16 protein-coding genes are annotated in these 18925 nt (G+C 70.5%); 12 read left to right on the top strand and 4 right to left on the bottom strand.

Annotation, left to right across the window (positions count from 1 at the left end):
* Nucleotides 1–4: 4 nt before the first annotated feature.
* A complete protein-coding gene (uraD, locus tag ACFM35_RS12280; protein ID WP_378842405.1) occupies nucleotides 5–535 on the bottom strand; it encodes a 2-oxo-4-hydroxy-4-carboxy-5-ureidoimidazoline decarboxylase in 531 nt (176 codons plus the stop codon).
* Between the two features lie 48 nt (nucleotides 536–583).
* On the bottom strand, nucleotides 584–1225 hold the full coding sequence (locus tag ACFM35_RS12285; RefSeq protein WP_378842407.1) for a helix-turn-helix domain-containing protein: 642 nt from the start codon (nucleotides 1223–1225) through the stop codon (nucleotides 584–586).
* 262 nt (nucleotides 1226–1487) lie between these two features.
* Here ACFM35_RS12285 and ACFM35_RS12290 point away from each other — a divergent pair, with 262 nt between their 5' ends.
* From ACFM35_RS12290 to ACFM35_RS12345, 12 genes are all read left to right on the top strand, one after another.
* Nucleotides 1488–3152: an NCS1 family nucleobase:cation symporter-1 gene (locus tag ACFM35_RS12290; RefSeq protein ID WP_378842409.1), complete on the top strand. Its 1665-nt coding sequence runs from the start codon at nucleotides 1488–1490 to the stop codon at nucleotides 3150–3152.
* Complete coding sequence (locus ACFM35_RS12295) at nucleotides 3149–3865, top strand: aspartate/glutamate racemase family protein (protein ID WP_378842411.1); 717 nt, start codon at nucleotides 3149–3151, stop codon at nucleotides 3863–3865. Before ACFM35_RS12290 ends, ACFM35_RS12295 begins: the two co-directional genes overlap by 4 nt.
* Before the next feature lie 123 nt (nucleotides 3866–3988).
* Complete coding sequence (allB, locus tag ACFM35_RS12300; protein ID WP_378842413.1) at nucleotides 3989–5368, top strand: allantoinase AllB; 1380 nt, start codon at nucleotides 3989–3991, stop codon at nucleotides 5366–5368.
* 50 nt (nucleotides 5369–5418) lie between these two features.
* Nucleotides 5419–6585 (top strand): acetamidase/formamidase family protein, encoded by a 1167-nt coding sequence (locus ACFM35_RS12305; RefSeq protein ID WP_378843024.1) that lies wholly within the window; start codon nucleotides 5419–5421, stop codon nucleotides 6583–6585.
* Nucleotides 6578–8191, top strand: a complete 1614-nt coding sequence (locus ACFM35_RS12310; RefSeq protein WP_378842415.1) for an AtzH-like domain-containing protein — start codon at nucleotides 6578–6580, stop codon at nucleotides 8189–8191. The genes ACFM35_RS12305 and ACFM35_RS12310 overlap by 8 nt, the downstream gene beginning before the upstream one ends.
* A gap of 61 nt (nucleotides 8192–8252) precedes the next feature.
* Entirely contained in the window at nucleotides 8253–9494 is a 1242-nt protein-coding gene (locus ACFM35_RS12315) for a pyridoxal-phosphate-dependent aminotransferase family protein (RefSeq protein WP_378842417.1), read from the top strand.
* 2 nt (nucleotides 9495–9496) lie between these two features.
* Nucleotides 9497–10783 carry an allantoate amidohydrolase gene (locus ACFM35_RS12320; protein ID WP_378842419.1) on the top strand — a complete coding sequence of 429 codons (1287 nt, stop codon included), beginning with the start codon at nucleotides 9497–9499 and terminating at the stop codon, nucleotides 10781–10783.
* Between the two features lie 212 nt (nucleotides 10784–10995).
* Nucleotides 10996–12078, top strand: a complete 1083-nt coding sequence (locus ACFM35_RS12325) for an ABC transporter substrate-binding protein (protein WP_378842421.1) — start codon at nucleotides 10996–10998, stop codon at nucleotides 12076–12078.
* A gap of 17 nt (nucleotides 12079–12095) precedes the next feature.
* On the top strand, nucleotides 12096–12932 hold the full coding sequence (locus ACFM35_RS12330) for an ABC transporter ATP-binding protein (RefSeq protein ID WP_378842423.1): 837 nt from the start codon (nucleotides 12096–12098) through the stop codon (nucleotides 12930–12932).
* A complete protein-coding gene (locus tag ACFM35_RS12335) occupies nucleotides 12922–13803 on the top strand; it encodes an ABC transporter permease (protein ID WP_378842425.1) in 882 nt (293 codons plus the stop codon). Before ACFM35_RS12330 ends, ACFM35_RS12335 begins: the two co-directional genes overlap by 11 nt.
* Nucleotides 13800–14684, top strand: coding sequence for an ABC transporter permease (locus tag ACFM35_RS12340; protein WP_378842427.1), 885 nt, complete (start codon nucleotides 13800–13802; stop codon nucleotides 14682–14684). The genes ACFM35_RS12335 and ACFM35_RS12340 overlap by 4 nt, the downstream gene beginning before the upstream one ends.
* Nucleotides 14685–15293: a helix-turn-helix domain-containing protein gene (locus tag ACFM35_RS12345; protein WP_378842429.1), complete on the top strand. Its 609-nt coding sequence runs from the start codon at nucleotides 14685–14687 to the stop codon at nucleotides 15291–15293.
* Nucleotides 15294–15305: 12 nt separating this feature from the next.
* Here ACFM35_RS12345 and ACFM35_RS12350 read toward each other — a convergent pair whose 3' ends face one another.
* Nucleotides 15306–18038 carry a molybdopterin-dependent oxidoreductase gene (locus ACFM35_RS12350; RefSeq protein WP_378842431.1) on the bottom strand — a complete coding sequence of 911 codons (2733 nt, stop codon included), beginning with the start codon at nucleotides 18036–18038 and terminating at the stop codon, nucleotides 15306–15308.
* Nucleotides 18035–18880: an FAD binding domain-containing protein gene (locus tag ACFM35_RS12355; protein WP_378842433.1), complete on the bottom strand. Its 846-nt coding sequence runs from the start codon at nucleotides 18878–18880 to the stop codon at nucleotides 18035–18037. Before ACFM35_RS12355 ends, ACFM35_RS12350 begins: the two co-directional genes overlap by 4 nt.
* Nucleotides 18881–18925 lie beyond the last annotated feature (45 nt).

The raw sequence follows: 18925 nt of genomic DNA on the forward strand, positions 1-18925 counted from the left end.
GGTGTCATCCTTCCGTCACGCCCGCCCGCAGGCGCAGCAGCGCGATCTCGGCGAGTTGGCCGGTCGCCTCGTCGGCCTCGGCCTCCTCGTCGTTCGCCAGACGGCGTTCCAGCTCTTCGAGCATCTCGTCGGGGGCGCGCCCGGCGGCGCGGATGAGGAACACCCTGCCGAAGCGCTCCTCGTAGGCTGCGTTCCCCGCCGCGATGCGGTCGGCGACCGAGGCGTCCGCGTCGTCCATCGATGCCTGTTCGCGGGCGGATGCCGCGGCCTCCGCCCCCGAGCCACTCGGGCGCTGCCCGATCCGGGGGTGGTGGGCGAGCGCTTCGTCCAGGTCGGCGCGGGACCAGCCGGTGGCGAGATCGGCCGCGCGTGCGGCGAGCGCGTCGACGTCGGCGTAGGGCCGGCCGGCGACGACGTCATCGACCCACCAGGGGATCGAGGCCCACACGCGGACGACGGATGCCGCAGCCGCGGCATCCGCGTCGTTGAAGTCCCCGAGCGCGAGAGTGTCGGCCGGGGTCCCTGCGGGTGACATGCGCACACGCTAGCGGCCCCGCGTTTCCTCGGGATTACAGCGGGGCGGTCAGCGGTCCGGATGGACGATCAGCCATCGCGCGACGGCGGCCACGGCACCGGTGTTGTGGATGCGGTGCGGGGTCGAGCAGGGGTAGCTGATCGAGTCGCCGGGCCGCAGGATCACGCGCTCGTCGTCGAAGTCGATCGTCAGCTCGCCCGAGACCATGGTGCCGACCTCGTAGCCGTCGTGGCGGAAAAGCTCGTTGTCGGCGTGCGCGGTGCTGCCGACGGGATACATCGACTCGAAATAGTCGACGCCGGGGGTGCGGCCCGGCGCGAGCCGGCGGAAGGTCACCCCCGTGTCGAGCAGCACGCCGGTGGCGTGGTCGGCGCGCTGCAGCGTGAAACCGCCCGCGGTCGCGCCGATCTCGCGGACGATGTCGATCCGCGTGTCGAAGACGGCGGCGAGCGGGACGTCGAGGGCATCGGTGATCGCGATCAGCCGCGACACGCTCGGCCGCAGGACGCCGCGCTCGATCTGCGACACCGCGCTGGGCGAGATGCCGAGGGCGTCGGCCAGTTGCCGGGCGGAGAAGCCCTGCTGCTTGCGGAGGTCGCGCAGGCGCGGGCCGACATCGGCGTTCGAATCCGCCGCCGTCGCATCCACGGCGGCGCCGTCGACGGGAAAGGTGGCGGCACGGTCCGACATGCCTGCATCCTATCCGGCGCTCCGATGCGGCCTCCTCGTGCCGCCGCGCCGCACTCTCGGGGCTCCGCGCGAGGCGGGTGCGGGATGCCGAGATGAGAGCTCTGTAATGAAGGAGCAACTTCACACGAGCGTTACAGGGCAGAAACCTGCGGCGTCCCGTGAAGCAATAACTTCACATCAGCACCACCAGGCCGCGGACCCCACGTCGTGGTCATCCATGACCCGGGCATCCCCATGCCCTCCCCACCTGGAAGGTCTGTCCATGACGCTCAAAGACGGGGCGGCGACCGCCGCACCCATGACCAAGCCGCACGACATCGTCGAGGCGGCCGGCCACCCCACCGGGGGCGGCAACATGAAGCCCGAATACGACATCCGTCTCGCGAACGAGGATCTCGCTCCGCTGCGCAAGCAGAAGTGGACCTCCTACAACATCTTCGCGTTCTGGATGTCGGACGTGCACTCGGTCGGCGGCTACGTGACCGCCGGCAGCCTCTTCGCGCTCGGCATCGCGAGCTGGCAGGTGCTGCTGTCGCTCCTGATCGGCATCCTCATCGTGCTGTACTTCACCAATCTCGTCGCGAAGCCGAGCCAGAAGACCGGGGTGCCCTACCCCGTCGTGAACCGGGCGATCTTCGGCATCCGCGGGGCGAACATCCCCGCCATCATCCGCGGCCTGATCGCGGTCGCCTGGTACGGCGTGCAGACGTATCTCGCGTCGCTGGCGCTGAACATCGTCTTCCTCAAGTTCATCCCGGGCAGCGCAGACCTGCTCGACTACAGCTTCCTCGGGCTGAGCGCGCTCGGCTGGATCTCGTACGCGGTGCTGTGGGTCGCCCAGGCGGCGCTGTTCTGGAACGGCATGGAGGCCATCCGGCGTTTCATCGACTTCGCCGGCCCCGCCGTCTACGTCGTGATGATCGTGCTGGCGGTCTATCTCGTGTCGCAGGCGGGCTGGGAGAACATCAGCTTCGACCTGTCCGAGGGGGAGCCGCTCGACTTCTGGGCGTCCATTCCGGTCATGATCACCGCGATCGCGATCGTCGTGTCCTACTTCTCGGGTCCGATGCTCAACTTCGGCGACTTCGCGCGCTACGGGAAGTCCTTCGCGGCGGTCAGGCGCGGCAACTTCCTGGGACTCCCGATCAACTTCCTGTTCTTCTCGATCCTCGTCGTGGTCACCGCCTCGGCGACGGTACCCGTGTTCGGTGAGCTGATCACCGATCCCATCCACACCGTGGAGCGCATCGACACGTGGTTCGCGATCCTGCTCGGAGGACTCACCTTCGTGATCGCCACGGTCGGCATCAACATCGTGGCCAACTTCATCTCGCCCGCGTTCGACTTCTCCAATGTCGCCCCGCACAAGATCAGCTGGCGCATGGGCGGCATGATCGCCGCCGTCGGATCCGTCATCCTGCTGCCGTGGAACTGGTACTCCAACCCCACCGCCATCCACTACACCCTCGGTGTTCTGGGCGCGATGATCGGACCGCTCTTCGGCATCCTGATCGCCGGCTACTACGTCTCAGCGCACCAGCGCATCAAGGTCGACGACATGTTCACCATGTCGACCGAGGGCTCCTACTGGTACAAGAAGGGCTACAACCCGAACGCGGTCAAGGCGCTGCTGTGGGGCGGCATCCCGACGATCGTCCTGGCGATCTTCCCGAAGCTGATCGCCGACATGGGCGGAATCGACGTCTCGTGGATCGGCAACTTCACGTGGTTCATCGGCTGCGGGCTCGGCTACGTGCTCTTCATCCTGTTCGAGCGGGCCGATCCACGGGTGCCCACCCTGGCCGGCCTGGCGGAGGGCATCTCCGACGGCACGCTGGACGGGGCCGCAGCGACGGCGAGCGCGGAGCCGCCGGCCATCTCGGCCGAGGTTCCCGTGCAAGCTGCGAAGAACGACACCCACGGATGAGGATCACCCTCATCAACCCCAACACCTCCCGGGCGATGACCGCGAAGATCGCGGCCGCCGCCCGGGAGGTGGCGGGGCCCGGGATCGAGATCGTCGCGGTGTGCCCCGACGAGGGCCCGTCGGCGATCGAGTCCCACTTCGACGAAGTCTTCGCGGCCGTCGCCGTCGTCGCCCTCATCGACAAGGACCTCCGGGACGGCGGCAGCGACGCCTATGTGGTCGCCTGCTTCGGAGACCCCGGCCTGGACGCCGCGCGCGAGCTCGTCGATGTGCCCGTGATCGGGATCGCCGAGGCCGCGATGCACGTGGCCTCGATCTCCGGCCGGTCCTTCGCCGTCGTCACGACCCTCTCGCGCACCCTCGGGCGGGCGAAGGACCTGGTGGCGCGGTACGGGATGGCCGAGGCCTGCGTCTCCATGACGGGGTCGGGCATTCCGGTCCTCGACCTCGAGGACACCGGATCGGCCGCGTACGAGACGATCGCCGGCCTCTGCGCGGAGGCCGTCGCCGATCGGGGCGCGGACGTCATCGTGCTCGGGTGCGCGGGCATGGCCGACCTCTGCACGACTCTGACCGCCCGTGTGGGTGTGCCGGTCGTCGACGGGGTGGCGGCCGCGGTGGGGTTGGCGTCGGGGATGAGCCGCATGGGCGTCGGCACCAGCAAGCGCGACGAGTACGCGACCCCGCCGTCGCGCACGCCCGTCCTGCGCTGACGAGACCTCCACCGCCTTCTCCGTGCGGGCACGGCTCGAGCTTTTACGCGGGGGAAACGTGAGCGCATCCCGCCGGCACGCCGGATGGGGGAAGGTGGACTCAGGCGAGAGAGAAGAGAACTGATGCGCGAGGAGCGTTTCGTCGTCCGGTCAGGACGCGCGTTCGTGGACGGGGTGTTCCAGCCCGCGGCGGTGGTCGTGGAAGACGGCGGCATCATCGACGTCCTGGAGGTGCGCGGCCGCGTCAGAGGCGCCGCGACCGTCATGGTGCCCGACGATGCCGTGCTGCTCCCCGGCCTCGTGGACTCGCACGTGCACGTCAACGAACCCGGCCGCACCGAGTGGGAGGGGTTCCGTTCGGCGACGCTGGCCGCCTCCGCCGGGGGCGTCACCACCATCGTCGACATGCCGCTCAACTCGATCCCACCGACGACCACGGTGGACGCCCTCGAGATCAAGCGGGCCGCGGCCGCGCCCTCCGCCTTCGTCGACGTCGGCTTCTGGGGCGGTGCCGTTCCCGAGAACCTCGGCATGCTCGGTCCGCTGGCCGAGGCGGGCGTCTACGGCTTCAAGTGCTTCCTGGCGCCGTCGGGGGTCGACGAATTCGGCCACCTCGACCGCGCGCAGCTCGCCGCGGCGATGGAGGAGATCGCCGCGATCGACTCCCGGCTGATCGTGCACGCCGAAGACCCCGCGCTCCTCCACGAGCACGGAGCCCTCGGCCGCGGGTACGAGGCCTTCCTCCAGTCGCGGCCGCCGGCCAGCGAGGCATCCGCCATCAACGCCGTCATCACCGAAGCCCGTCGCACCGGCGCGCGCGCCCATATCCTGCACCTCAGCGATGCGGGGTCGCTTCCGGCGATCCGGGCCGCGAAAGCGCAAGGAGTGCGCCTCACGGTCGAGACGTGTCCGCACTACCTGACGATCATCGCCGAGGAGATCCCCGACGGCGCCAGCGAGTTCAAGTGCTGCCCGCCCATCAGGGACTCCGGCAACCGCGATCTGCTGTGGGACGGGCTGCGGGATGGCACGATCGACGCCATCGTGAGCGACCACTCTCCGAGCACCGTCGACCTGAAGCGCTCGGGCGGCGGCGATTTCGGTCTGGCGTGGGGCGGCATCGCCGGCCTGCAGCTGGGGCTCTCGGCCGTGTGGACCGAAGCGCGTGGCCGCGGCATCCCGCTCGAAGCCCTCGTGCCGCTGTTCACCACCGGCCCGGCGCGCGTCGCCGGCATGCCCGACGTCGGCGTCATCGCCGAGGGGGCACCCGGTCACCTCACCGTGTTCGGCGTCGACGACCCCCTGCTCATCGACGCGAAGGCGCTGCTGCACCGCAACCCGATCACGGCGTACGACCACCGGCTCCTCACCGGGCGCGTGCGCCGCACGTGGCTGCGTGGCCAGTCGGTCTTCAACGTCACCGAGGGGGGCGCGGGCGAGGCTCCGGAGTTCCGCCAGGCCCGCGGCCGCCTGCTGACCGCCCCGGCCGGAGTGCAGGCGTGACGGCCGTCTCCTCGGCCGACGTCGCCGCGCCGATGCAGTTGGATGGAGCCATGGCGACCGACCTCGAGATCCTCCAGCCCGGCCGGGGTCCGATCCCCGGCGAGCACTACCTCGCCGCCTCGCCCGACACGGTCATGTGGGGGCGACTGCCCTGTGCGACGGATGCCGCGGTCCTGCGCATCGCGTCGGGTCAGACGGTCACGATCGACACCGTCAGCCACGAGGGCGTGCTCGAGGACCAGGGCAAGGACCCGCTGGCCTACTTCACCGGACACGGCGTGCCCGAGGCATCCGTGCTGGAGGACGCGATCGAGATCGCCGCGACGCTGTCGCGGGACCCCGCGGCCGACGGACCGCACGTCGTCACCGGACCCGTGTTCGTCGTGGGCGCGCAGCCCGGTGACCTGCTGAAGATCACGGTCGAGCGGCTCGACCTGCGGGTGCCGTACGGGGTCATCTCGAACCGGCACGGCAAAGGCGCGCTCGCCGGGTCGCTCCCGCGCACGCCGGGCACCGTGAGCGTGTTCGCACCCGTGCAGCGCGACGGCGACGGCTTGGTCGGCGCCCTTCCGGTCACCGAGGGCGGGGAGCGGGTCGTGCGGTTCCCGCTCGCGCCGTTCCTCGGCACCATGGGGGTCGCCGTCGCGTCCGACGAGCGCCCGCACTCGGTGCCGCCCGGCGCCCACGGCGGCAACATCGACATCAACCTGCTCGTCGTGGGCACTGTCCTCTATCTGCCGGTGCAGGTCGAGGGGGCGCTCGCCTACGTGGGCGATCCGCATTTCGCGCAGGGCGACGGCGAGGTAGCGCTCACGGCGTTGGAGGCGTCGCTGCGGGCGACCCTGCGCTTCGACGTGGTGCCGCGCGCGGAGGCGCTCGCCGAGTTCGGCGAGGTGGGCGGACCCCTCGTGCGCACGCCGGAGTACCTCGTGCCGACGGGTCTCGATCCCGACCTCAACGAGGCGATGCGCCGCTGCGTCCGCGCGGCCCTGTCTCTCATCGAGGCGCGCTGGGGCATGCAGGAGCACCTCGCGTACGCCTACCTGAGCGCGGCGACCGATTTCGACATCTCGCAGGTGGTCGACATCGTGTGCGGCGTGCACGCGCGCATCCGCGAGGCGGACTTCGCGGGCGTGGCGGCCGGGGGCAGGTTCGGCGGCGCGGGCGGAACTGCGCCGGATCGCCGGACGCCGCCGGGGGTGGTTCTCGATGAGTGAGGCTGCTGCCGAGGCGTCCGTCGACGGCCCGGCGCTGTCCGACGACCTCCGCCGTGCGTTCGAGGCGTACGAGAGCGCGATCATGGCGAACGACCTCGACGCGCTGGACGCCGCGTTCGCGCCGGGAACGGGCACGATGCGCGGCGACGGCGCGGGGCTGCTCGTCGGACACGACGCGATCAGCGCATTCCGCGGGGTGCGCGGGGGAGTTCCGCCGCGGACGATCACGAGGGTCGAGCACCGGCCGTTGGGGGCGGATGCTTCGCTCATCGTGTCGGTCTCGCGCTACGCCGGCGGCGGGACGGGCCTGCAGACCCAGCTCTGGGAACGCATCGACGGGCGCTGGCTGATCACCGCCGCGCACGTCACCCCCCGCGCGCAGGCGCTCGACCGATCGGTGTGGCGCACCGTCGGCGATCCCCTCTGGCAGGGAGCGTGGGAGGGGCCGCTGCGCGGACTGACCGTGGCGGTGAAAGACCTCTTCGCCATCCGCGGGTACCGCATCGGCGCCGGCAATCCGACGTTCCTCGACGACGCGCGCGCAGAGAAGACCTCGGCGCCGGCGATCACCGATCTGCTCCAGGGCGGGGCGTCGCTGCGGGGCATCGCACGTACGGACGAGTTCGCGTACTCGATCGCCGGCGACAACGCGCACTACGGAACCCCTCCGAACGGCGCCGTGCCGGGAGCGCTCCCGGGCGGCTCCTCCAGCGGACCCGCGTCCGCGGTCGCCACCGGCCAGGCCGAGATCGGGCTCGCGACCGACACGGCGGGCTCGATCCGGGTCCCCGCTTCGTACCAGGGGCTGTGGGGCCTGCGCACGACCCACGGTCTCGTCCCCCGCCAGGGCCTGCTGCCCCTCGCGCAGTCGTTCGACACCATCGGCTGGCTCACCCGCGATGGCGAGACCCTGCAGCGGGTCGTCGACTGGTGCCTCAGCTATGACGGATCGGACTCCACCGAGAGCGTGCTCGGCGAGTCGGGCGAAGAGCTGCCGTGGAGCTTCCTCATCCCCGACGAGATCCTCGACGCGGTCGAGCCCGACACGCGCGCCGCGTTCGAGGCGCTGGTCGGGAAGCTGCAGCAGGGCACGGATGCCCCACCCGTGGCATCCGTCTCTCTCGGCGATCTCGGGGAATGGTACGAGCCGTTCCGCACCGTGCAGGCAGCCGAGGCGTGGCGCAACAACCGCGACTGGGTGCGCGAGCATCCGGGCGCTCTCGGCCCGGCCGTCGCGGAGCGCTTCCGGCTGGCCGCCACGATCACGCCCGCGCAGGAGGCTGCGGCCCGCACCGTCCTGACGGAGCTGAAGAAGCGCGTGCAGGGTGTGGTGGCGAACGCGGTGCTGCTGCTGCCGACCGTGCCGGGGCCCGCGCCGATGCGCACCTCGGTCGGCGCGCGGGTCGACGATGTGCGGCAGGCGACGCTGCGCATGACCACGCCGGCGGCGATCGGCGGGCTGCCCAGCATCTCAGCGCCGCTCCTGACCGTCCCCTCGAACCTCGGGTCCGCGCCGGTCGGCGTGTGCCTGGTGTCGCGCGCGGGCACCGACATCGCGCTCGTGCGGCTCGCGCGGCGTCTGGCGGATGCGGTGGCCCGCGCATGATCCGCTCGACCCCTCACATCGCACACCCCGTGACCCGCACCACCCCCGCGAAGGACCCTTCATGACCGACCCGCACCCTCTTCCCGGCCCGATCGACCCGCCCGCACGCCTGCTCATGGGCCCGGGGCCGATCAACGCCGACCCGCGTGTGCTGCGGGCCATGTCGGCGCAGCTCGTCGGGCAGTACGACCCGGCGATGACCGACTGCATGAATGAGACCCAGCAGCTCTATCGCGATGTCTGGGCCACCGGCAACGAAGCCACCGTGCTCGTCGACGGCACTTCCCGCGCCGGCATCGAGGCCGCCATCGTCTCGCTGGTCCGGCCCGGCGAGAAGGTGCTCGTGCCCGTGTTCGGGCGGTTCGGGCACCTGCTCGCCGAGATCGCCGAGCGGGCCATGGCCGAGGTGCACACGATCGAGGTGCCGTGGGGCCAGGTGTTCCCGACGTCCGTCGTCGAAGAGGCCATCCTGCGCGTCAAACCCACCCTTCTCGCGATGGTGCAGGGCGACACGTCCACGACCATGCTCCAGCCGCTCGAGGACATCGGTGCGATCTGCGCGAAGCACGGCGTGCTGTTCTACTCCGACGCGACGGCGTCCCTCGGCGGCAACGAGTTCGAAGCCGACGGGTGGGGGCTGGACGCGGCGACCGCCGGTCTGCAGAAGTGCCTGAACGGTCCGTCCGGTTCAGCGCCGATCACCCTCTCGCCCCGCGCCGTCGAGGTGATCCGGTCGCGCAAGAAGATCGAGGCGGGCATCCGCGAGCCCGGCGACGAGGATGCGCCCGACTTCGTCCGATCGAACTACTTCGACCTCGGCATGATCCTGGACTACTGGGGCCCTCGGCGCCTCAACCACCACACCGAGGCGACGACGATGCTCTACGGCGCGCGCGAGTGCGCGCGCATCCTGCTCGAGGAGGGCCGCGCCGAGGTCATCGAACGCCACCGTGTGCAGGGCGCCGCGATGCTGGCCGGCGTGCAGGGCCTCGGGCTGACCGTCTTCGGCGACCTCGGGCACAAGATGAGCAATGTCGTCGCGGTGGAGATCCCCTCCACCGTGGTCGGCGACGAGGTGCGCTCCTCGATGCTCCTCGATTTCGGCATCGAGATCGGCACGTCGTTCGGACCGCTGCACGGCAAGGTCTGGCGTCTGGGCACGATGGGCTACAACGCGCGCACCGACGCCGTCCTGCAGACGCTCGCGTCGTTCGAGGCCGTGCTCCGGCGTGCCGGAGCATCCGTTCCCGTCGGTGGGGGAGTGGATGCCGCAATGGACATATACGCCTCCTCCGGACGGTGATCGTGCCGACACTCCTCCGACTCACTCCCGACGACGTCGCCAGGTCGGCGCGACGCGTGATGGCGCGCTGCGACGAACTCGCTCTCGTCACCGCGGAACGCGGCCACATCGAGCGCGTCTACCTCTCACCCGAGCACGCCAGGGTGAATCGGCTGGCGGCGGAGTGGATGCGCGAGGTGGGGATGCGCACGTGGCAGGACGCCGCGGGCAACCAGGTCGGACGCTCCGGGCCCGACGACCTGCCGGCGCTGATGCTCGGCTCGCACCTCGACACCGTCCCCGATGCCGGCCGCTTCGACGGGATCGTCGGCGTGCTGATGGCGATCGAGGTGGTGCGCATGATGCGGCACGCCGCCCTCGCCGACCCGGACTGGCGGCTGCCGTTCGCGCTCGAGGTCGTCGCGTTCTCGGATGAGGAGGGCACCCGCTTCGGCAAGGCGCTGCTCGGCTCGTCGGCGGTCGCGGGCAGCTGGAACGACGAGTGGTGGGCGCTGGAGGACGGCGACGGCACGAGCCTGCGGCAGGCGTTCCTCGAGTTCGGGCTCGACCCCGGACGCGTGGGCGAAGCGGCGCGGCGGCCGGACGAGCTGATCGGCTACCTCGAGGCGCACATCGAGCAGGGACCCGAGCTCGACCGCCGTGGAGAGTCCCTCGCCGTGGTGTCGTCGATCGCGAGCGCACGCCGATTCCAGCTGGTCGTCGAGGGCGAGGCGCGCCACGCCGGCGGCACGCCCTACGACATGCGCCGCGATGCGCTCCTCGGGGCCAGCGAGGCGGCTCTCAGCGTGGAGCGCATCTGCCGCGGCGAGCACCACATCATCGGCACGGTCGGTCAGTTCGAGGCCTTCCCCGGCGCCGTCAACATCGTGCCGGGCGAAACGCGCTTCTCGCTCGACCTGCGCGGAGAGTTCGACGGCGAGCGCGACCGCGTCTGGGATCGCATCTCGCACGAGCTCGACGACATCATGGGCCGCCGCGGGCTCCGGTGGCGTGCGCACGAGGTGCACAGCGCGCCGGCGGTGCTCTGCAGCCCGCTCCTGCAGGACGTCATCCGCCAGGGCATCATGGCCACCCGTCCCGTGGGCGCGGACGACCCCGCGGTGATCTTCAGTCGAGCGGGTCACGACGGCATGGCGATCGGCGCGATCGCTGACGTCGGGATGCTCTTCCTCCGCAATCCCGACGGCATCAGCCATCACCCCGACGAGTTCGTGAGCGGCGGGGATGTCGCGGCCGGGCTCCGTGCCTTCGGCGAGGCCGTGCTGCACCTGGCTCACGAGTCGCGCTGAGCCGCGGCATCCGCTCGCTCGTCGTCGCCCGCGGGCCCCGACATATGTAACGACGCCGAAACACCACCGCCAGTGTTCGTGAAATCTACATCGCATAGCGTCGGCATCATCGCGTCTCGCCGAGTCCCACAGGCGCGCGACTCCATCCACCCGATGCACCATCCGCATTCCGTCACACGGCATGCCCCACTTCGCCCCTGGAGACACCGCACATGACATTCCTTTCCTCTCGCCGCGCATCGCGCGTCGTCGCCGCCCTCGCCGGTGCCGCCGTCGCGGCGGTCGCCCTCGCCGGGTGCGCATCCGGCGCGTCGAGCACGCCCGCATCGTCGTCGTCCGACGGTGCCGCCGCCGGACTCGGCGACCTCAAGGTGCAGCTCAGCTGGATCAAGAACGAAGAGTTCTCCGGCGAGTTCTTCGCCGACTCGAAGGGCTACTACACCGACGCCGGCCTCGGCACGGTCACCCTGACGCCCGGTCCGTCGACCGGCGCCGCCGAGCTCATCTCGGGGAGCGCCGATGTCGCCCTGTCGGATGCCGTCTCGATCGGCTCCGTCGTGTCGTCGGAGGGCGCGCCGCTGAAGATCATCGGCACGACGTACCAGAAGAACCCGTTCACGGTGCTCTCGCTCAAGGCCGGCGGCGACATCGCCACCGCGCAGGACCTCATCGGCAAGAAGATCGGCGTCCAGGACTCCAACACCGCCCTCTTCAAGGCGCTGCTCGCCGCGAACGACATCGACGAGTCCGAAGTCACCATCGTCCCCGTGCAGTACGACCCGGCGCCGCTCATCAACGGCGAGGTCGACGGATTCATCGCCTACCTCACGAACGAGGCGATCACCGTCGCCGCGTCGGGTGTCGAGACGACGAACCTGCCTTTCGCCGACAACGGCCTGCCGTTCGTCGCCGAGACGGTCACCACGACCGACGACATGATCAAGAACAAGCCCGACGTGCTCAAGGCGTTTCTGAAGGCCGAGATCCAGGGCTGGACCGACGCGGTCAACGACCCGGAGGCGGGCGCCAAGCTGGCCGTCGAGACCTACGGCAAGGACCTCGACCTGAACCTCGAGAACTCGATCGCCGGCGCCAAGGAGCAGGCCGAGAAGCTCGTCGTCTCGGACGAGACCGCCGAGAACGGACTCTTCACGATCTCGGACGACCTCCAGGCCGCGACGATCAAGAGCCTCAAGGGCGCGGGCATCACGCTCGAGGCCTCCGACCTCTTCGACATGTCGCTGCTGACGGCGGTCTACGAGGAGAACCCCGACCTGATCGCCTACAAGAAGTAAGAGGAGCCGCAGACATCATGACGCAACCCGGTGTGATCACCGGAGTCTCCACCGGTGCCCAGGGCGAAGCCCTGGGCACCGGCCTGCAGATCTCCGGGCTCAACAAGGTCTTCACGTCCGGCCGCAAGAGTGTGGTCGCTCTGCAGGACGCGAACCTCCACACCGAGCAGGGGTCCTTCCTCGCCCTGCTCGGACCGTCCGGTTGCGGCAAGTCGACCATCCTGCGGATCCTCGCGGGCCTCGAGGGCGCCACCAGCGGGACCACCAGGGTCGACGGCAAGAGCCCGAAGGAGCTCCGCAAGGAGAACAAGCTCGGCATCGCCTTCCAGGATTCCGCGCTGCTGCCGTGGCGGAGTGTGCTCACGAACATCCGTCTGCCTTTCGAGATCGCCGGCAAGACCGTCGACAAGGGGTACGTCAACGACATGATCTCGCTCGTCGGCCTGAAGGGGTTCGAGAAGGCGAAGCCCGCGCAGCTCTCGGGCGGCATGCGGCAGCGCGTGTCGATCGCCCGATCGCTCATCCTCAAGCCCGAGGTGCTCCTGTTCGACGAGCCGTTCGGCGCGCTCGACGACATGACGCGGCAGAAGCTGAACCTCGAGCTGCTGCGCATCTGGACCGAGAAGCCGGCGACCACGCTCCTGGTGACCCACGGCATCTCGGAGGCGATCTTCCTCTCGGACTACGTCGCGGTGATGAGCCCGCGTCCCGGGCGGGTCAAGGAGGTCATGAAGATCGACCTCCCGCGTCCGCGGACGCCCGAGATGATGCGCACCCCCGAGTTCCATGCCTACGTCGACCAGGCGTCAGAGCTGCTCTTCGGCGCCGGGGGCGCTGCCGCCGATGACCACTGAGACCGCCCCGGCGAGCCGGGCGACGGGAACGGGACCCACCGAGCCGCCGCCCAAGACGGGCACGATCCACTGGGAGGACGTCAAGCTTCCCGCGTGGGCGACCGGTGTGATCGGCGGGGTCGTCCTGATCCTGCTGTGGTGGATCCTCGCCGCGACCGTCTTCGCCAACGTCGGCCCGTCGGGTGCGCAGGCCATCCCGACGCCGTTCCAAGTCGTGATCGCATTCGGCGAGGCCGGGTGGGACTACTTCGCCCGCAACTTCTCGGTCACGCTCGCCGAGGCCGGCATCGGCTACCTGTGGGGCAACGGACTCGCCCTTGTGCTCGCTGCGCTCGTCCTGGTGGTGCCGCGGCTGGAGGGCCTCGCGATGCAGCTCGCGATCATCACGTACTGCGTGCCGATCGTCGCGATCGGGATGCTGGCGGTCATCGTGATCGCGCCGCCGACGGCCGGGCAGCCGAGCGGCACCGCCGTGCTGCTCGCCTCGCTGTCGGTCTTCTTCACGACGGTCGTCGGCGCCCTGCTGGGCCTCAAGTCCGCCGACACGTCGAGCCTCGACCTGATCACGGTGTACGGCGGATCGAAGTTCACCCAGCTGATCAAGGTGCGCCTGATCGCCGCTCTCCCCGCCATCCTGAACGCTCTGCAGATCGCCGTACCCGCCGCCTTCCTGGGCGCCGTGCTCGGCGAGTTCTTCGGCAAGATCGAGTCGGGCGTGGGCCTGGCGATGACCCTCGCCCAGCAGAACTCGAACGGGCCGCTGGTCTGGGCCCTCGCCCTCTCCAGCGGCGCCGTCGCCCTTCTCGGCTTCACACTCGTCGGAATCGTCGCGCGGCTCATCGCGCCCTGGTCGAAGGGGAGCGCCTCATGACCACGCTCACCGCTGCAAGCGAGATCCAGCTGGCCTCGCCCGCTGTAGCCGACCTCACCCGTGATGTCCGCCGCGCGGCGACGCGGAACGTCCTGCGGGCTCTCGGCTGGAGCCTGCTGACCTTCCTGCTCACCCTCGTGGCCGTCGTCGCGCTGTGGGTCGGCATCCTCTGGGTCTTCCAGATCTCGCCGCTGATCGCCAAGGGCCCCGTCGACGTCTGGAACTACTTCTTCACCGTGCCCGCGGCCGAGACCAACCGCGCGCTCATCATGGGCAACCTCGGAGTCACGCTCGGCCACTCGGTGATCGGCTTCATCTCCGGGCTCGTGGTCGCGATCGTCGGGGCGATGATCTTCCAGCTGAACAAGGGCGTCGAGCACGCACTGATGCCGGTCGCGATGCTGCTGCGGTCGGTTCCGCTGATCGCCATGGCGCCCGTGATCATCATGATCTTCGGGCGCGACATCTGGACGGTCGCGGTCATCGGCGGCATCGTCGTGCTCTTCCCGGCGCTCGTGAACATCTCGTTCGGCCTCCGCTCGGCGTCGGCGCAGATGAACGACCTCGTCGACGTCTACGGCGGCGGCGCCTGGACGAAGCTCAACAAGGTCGCGATGCCCTCGTCGCTGCCCGCGTTCTTCGCCGCCGTCCGCATCTCGGTTCCCGGCGCGATCACCGGAGCGCTCCTGGCCGAGTGGCTCGCCGTCGGTGGCGGCATCGGCGGCTCGATCGGTGGATTCGTGCCACAGGCGCAGTTTACCGCCCTGTGGGCCTCCGTCGTCGCGGTGACCGCGGTCTCGCTCATCCTCTACAACGTCATCCAGATCGTGGAGGACGTCGTGCTCGCTCGTATGGGGATGCACTCGCAGAAGGGCGTGTAGGTGCCCTCCATCGCCGCACCCGACGCCCGTCGGGTGGACGGCGACGAGCACGGGACGGATGCTGCGGCCCGGCGTCTGGGCGCCCACATCCGCCGCCTCCGCCAGGCGCGCAGGCTCACGCTCGTGCGGCTCGCGTCGGCCACCGAGCTCTCCCACCCGTTCCTGAGTCAGCTCGAGCGCGGTCTCGCGCAGCCGAGCCTCGCGTCGCTGCGGCGCATCGCCGTGGCGCTCGGAACGAGCCCGATCGAACTCATCGCCGCCGCGGATGCCCCGGCATCCGGCGGCCCTGCCGTGGAGGTGCACCGCCGAGGCGACGGCGCGCTGTCGGCCGATTTCGCCGTGGGGACGGCGCGGATGCTCGCGGGAGCGCGGCGGCCGTTCCACCCGATGGAGTACCACGCCGAGAACGTCGACCCCGGCGACAGCTTCGCGCACGATGAGGACGAGTTCGTCTACGTGCTGTCAGGGTCGGTGTGCATGGAGGTCGACGGGGCGGTCTCGGTGCTGTCGCCCTCGGACTCGGCCTACTACGCCGGCGGGGTGGCGCACCGGTGGTGGTCAGAGGACGGCCGGCCGTACCGGCTGCTCGTCGTGAAGCAGAGGCCCTGACGCGCTCCGGGCTCAGCCCTGCATCAGGCGCCACACCCGGTCGCGCGAGAACGGCTGCTCGAACGGTCGCCGCCCGAGGGCACGCGCGATCGCGTTCCCGATCGCCGGCGCGACCGGGTTGTAGGGCGATTCGCTCATCGACTTCGCACCGAACGGACCGAGGTCGTCGCTCGTGTCGGCGAAGTACACCTCGGTCGCGGGGACGTCGGCGAACTGCGGCACGCGGTACTGCCGGAACATCGGGTTCACGACGGTTCCGGCATCCATCATGACCTCTTCGTAGAGCGCGCTGCCGATGCCCTGCGCGGCACCGCCCTCGATCTGACCGATGCACTGCGCCGGATTCATGACGAAGCCGGCATCGGCCGACTGCACCGACTGCAGGATGCGCACGGTGCCGGTCGCGGCGTCGACGGCCACCCGCACCGCATGCACGTTGAATGCGATCGACCGCAGATCGCCGAACTCGCTCCCGGTCGCGACGAGCCCGTGCTCGGAACGCTCGGCCTCGGGTGCGGCCGCGACGATGCGTGCGAAGTCGACGACGCCGTTCGGGGTGTGCACGCCGTCCTCCTCGAGACGGCACGCGGATTCCTCCGCCCCCGTGATCTCGGCGGCGATGCGACGCATCCGCGCCTCCAGCGCGAGCGATGCCGCGTGCAGTGCCTTGCCCGCCACCGTGATGCCGGCCGACGCGAACGCTCCGGTGTCGTGGGCCACGGCATCCGTGTCGGAACTGCGCAGCCGCAGCCGATCGAAACCCGCCCGCAGCACGGTGGCCGCGATCTGGCGGTGCACCGTCGATGTGCCGTTGCCGAACTCGGCCGTCCCCACCGAGAGCACGTACACACCGTCGGGGCGGAGGGTGACCGACGTGTGCGCGATGTGCCCGCGAGGCGCCATCGTGGCGATCATGGCGACGGCCATCCCCTCGCCGACCTGCCAGCCGGCGGGGGCCGCGACGCCGTTGCCTGTCCGCAGCGCGGACTCTGCGAGATCGAGGCACTGATCGAGCCCGTAACTGCCCCAGACGAGGTCCTCCTCGTACTTGTCGTCCTCCTCATGCAGGGGGTCGCCCTCGCGGACGGCGTTGAGGCGACGGAGCGCGAACGGGTCGATGTCGAGCCGCTCGGCGAGCATGTCCATCGCCGACTCCACCCCGAGGATCACCTGACCGAGGCCGTACCCCCGGAAGGCGCCCGACGGCACGTTGTTCGTGTAGACGGCCTCGGCGTCGATCCACTTCGTCGGCGCGCGATACAGCGTGATCGACTCCGCGCAGCCGTGGAACAGCACGCCGATCGCGTGGTTGCCGTAGGCGCCGGTGTCGCTCAGCACATCGACCTTCATCGCCGTGAGCTCGCCCTTGCGGGTGGCCCCGAGCGTCACGGACACCCGCATGGGGTGGCGCACCGACGCGCGCCGGAACTCGTCGGCCCGCGAGAATTCATAGGACACCGGACGGCCCGTGCGCAGCACGGCGAGGGCGACGAGGTCTTCGGTGAAGATCTCCTGCTTGCCCCCGAAGCCGCCGCCGACGCGTGGCGCGAAGACGCGGACGCGGTCTGCGGGGAGGTCGAAGATGCGCGCGATCTCGTCGCGCGTGAGGAACGGCACCTGCGTGCTGGAGCGGATCACGAGGCGCCCGTCGTCGTCGAGCCAGCCGAGCGATCCGTGCGTCTCGAGCTGCGCGTGCGAGACGCGTGACGTCTGCCATGTGCCCGTCACGGTGACCTCGCTCGCCGCCAGCGCCGCGTGGATGTCGCCGCCGAATCCGTCGTGCAGGGCCGCGACGACGTTGCGCTCGGACCCGGCGACCCGGTCGTCGGGGGTGCGGTCGGGGTGCACGAGCGGGGCGCCGGCGCTGCGGGCCTCCTCGGGGTCGAACACCGCCGGGAGCACGTCGTACGAGACCCGGATGAGCCGGCACGCCTCTTCCGCCACGGCCGCGGTCTCGGCCACGACCGCGGCGACGCGCTGGCCGACGAAGCGCACCACCTCGTCGAGCATGCGCGTGTCGTCGGGGTCGTCCTCGCGGTGCTCGTGGCGAGCCGTCGAGTAGCGGCCACCCGGCACGTCCTCGTGGGTGTACACGGCGACGACTCCGGGCAGCGCCCGTGCCGCCGACGTGTCGATCGACGCGATGCGGGCGTGCGGATGCGGTGAGCCCAGCACCCGCAGCGTCAGTGTTCCCGGAATCGACGTGTCGAAGGTGTACGGCTCGAGGCCCTGGACCACGCGGCGGGCGGCCTCGGGCGAGACCGAGCGGCCGACGACGGGGTCGACCTCGCCCCGCCCCGTCGTCCGCACCGGCCCGAGCACGGACTCCTCGATCGCGGCGCGGATGGGGCGGTAGCCGGTGCAGCGGCACAGGCTGCCCTTCATGCGCCGGTCGAGGTCGGGCAGATCGGCCGCCGTGAGCGTCGAGGCGGTGACGCTCATGCCGGCGGTGCAGAAGCCGCACTGGAAGCCGAAGTGCTCGATGAGCTTCTCCTGCACCGGGTGCAGAGTGTCGTCCGGGGCGAGCCCCGACGCCGTCGTGACCGACGACCCCTCCGCGCGCACGGCGGGCACGATGCACGAATGCACCGGCTGCCCGTCGAGCAGAACGGCGCACGCGCCGCAGTCGCCCGCGTCGCAGCCCTTCTTCACCTCGTGATGGCCGTGCTCCCGCAGCAGGGTGCGCAGGCACTGCCCCGCCCGCGGGTCAGTGTCGAGGGTCTCGCCGTTGACATCGAGTCTCATGCCACCGCCTCCGATGCGGTCGTGACCGGCGGCACCAGCTCGCCCCGGATCCGCTCCGCCAGCACGATGCTCACCCCACGCCGCCAATCCGCCGAGCCGAGGGGGTCGGTGTAGTAGTCGGGCGCTGCGGCGACGGCATCGGCAAGGGTCGCGGCATCCGGAACCGCCTCGAACCGGAAGACGGTCGGTGTGAGGGTCGCCGCCGAGACCGTGAAGACGGCGCCGCCGTCCTCGTCGACGCGTCCCGTGACGACGGCGCCGGAGCGACCGAGCTCGGCGAGGGCGATCTTCCGCAGGATCAAGCGGGATCGCAGGGCGGCTGCCGGCAGTTCGACGGCACGGACGACTTCGCCGTGGGCGAGCGAGTGCGTGCCGTTGCCCGTCATCAGGTCGGCGACCGGCATGCGGCGATCGGTGCCGTCGGGTCTCCAGATCCAGGCGACGCCGTCGAGCGCGGCGGCGTACGAGACGAGCGCGCCGGCCGAGTAGGCGCGGCCCAGGTTGCCCCCGACGGTGGCGGTGTTCCAGATCTTGAACGAGGCGAGCAGGGCGTTCGCGGCGTCGGGGATGACCGATGCCGCGGTCCACCCCGCCGGCACCTCCGCGCTCTCCGCCCAGGCGACGAGCCGGGCGATCGTGCACGTGGCGCCGATGCGGAGCCCGAGAGCGGTGACCTCGATGTCGGGCCATCCCATCGTGGTCAGGTCGACGAACCCGGTCGTGCCGACCTGGGGCTCGCTCATCAGCCAGGTGCCGCCGGCGAGATAGACCTCTCCGGGGCCGAGCGCGAGGTCGGCGCGGCTGCGCGCGGCGCGGTAGCTCGTCACGGTCTCGACGTCCACAGCACCTCCTCCGGTCGGCTCGGGTCAGTCAATCAAACCCCGGTT

This window comes from Microbacterium songi (assembly GCF_042747925.1).
In the GTDB taxonomy this organism is placed as follows: Bacteria; Actinomycetota; Actinomycetes; order Actinomycetales; family Microbacteriaceae; genus Microbacterium.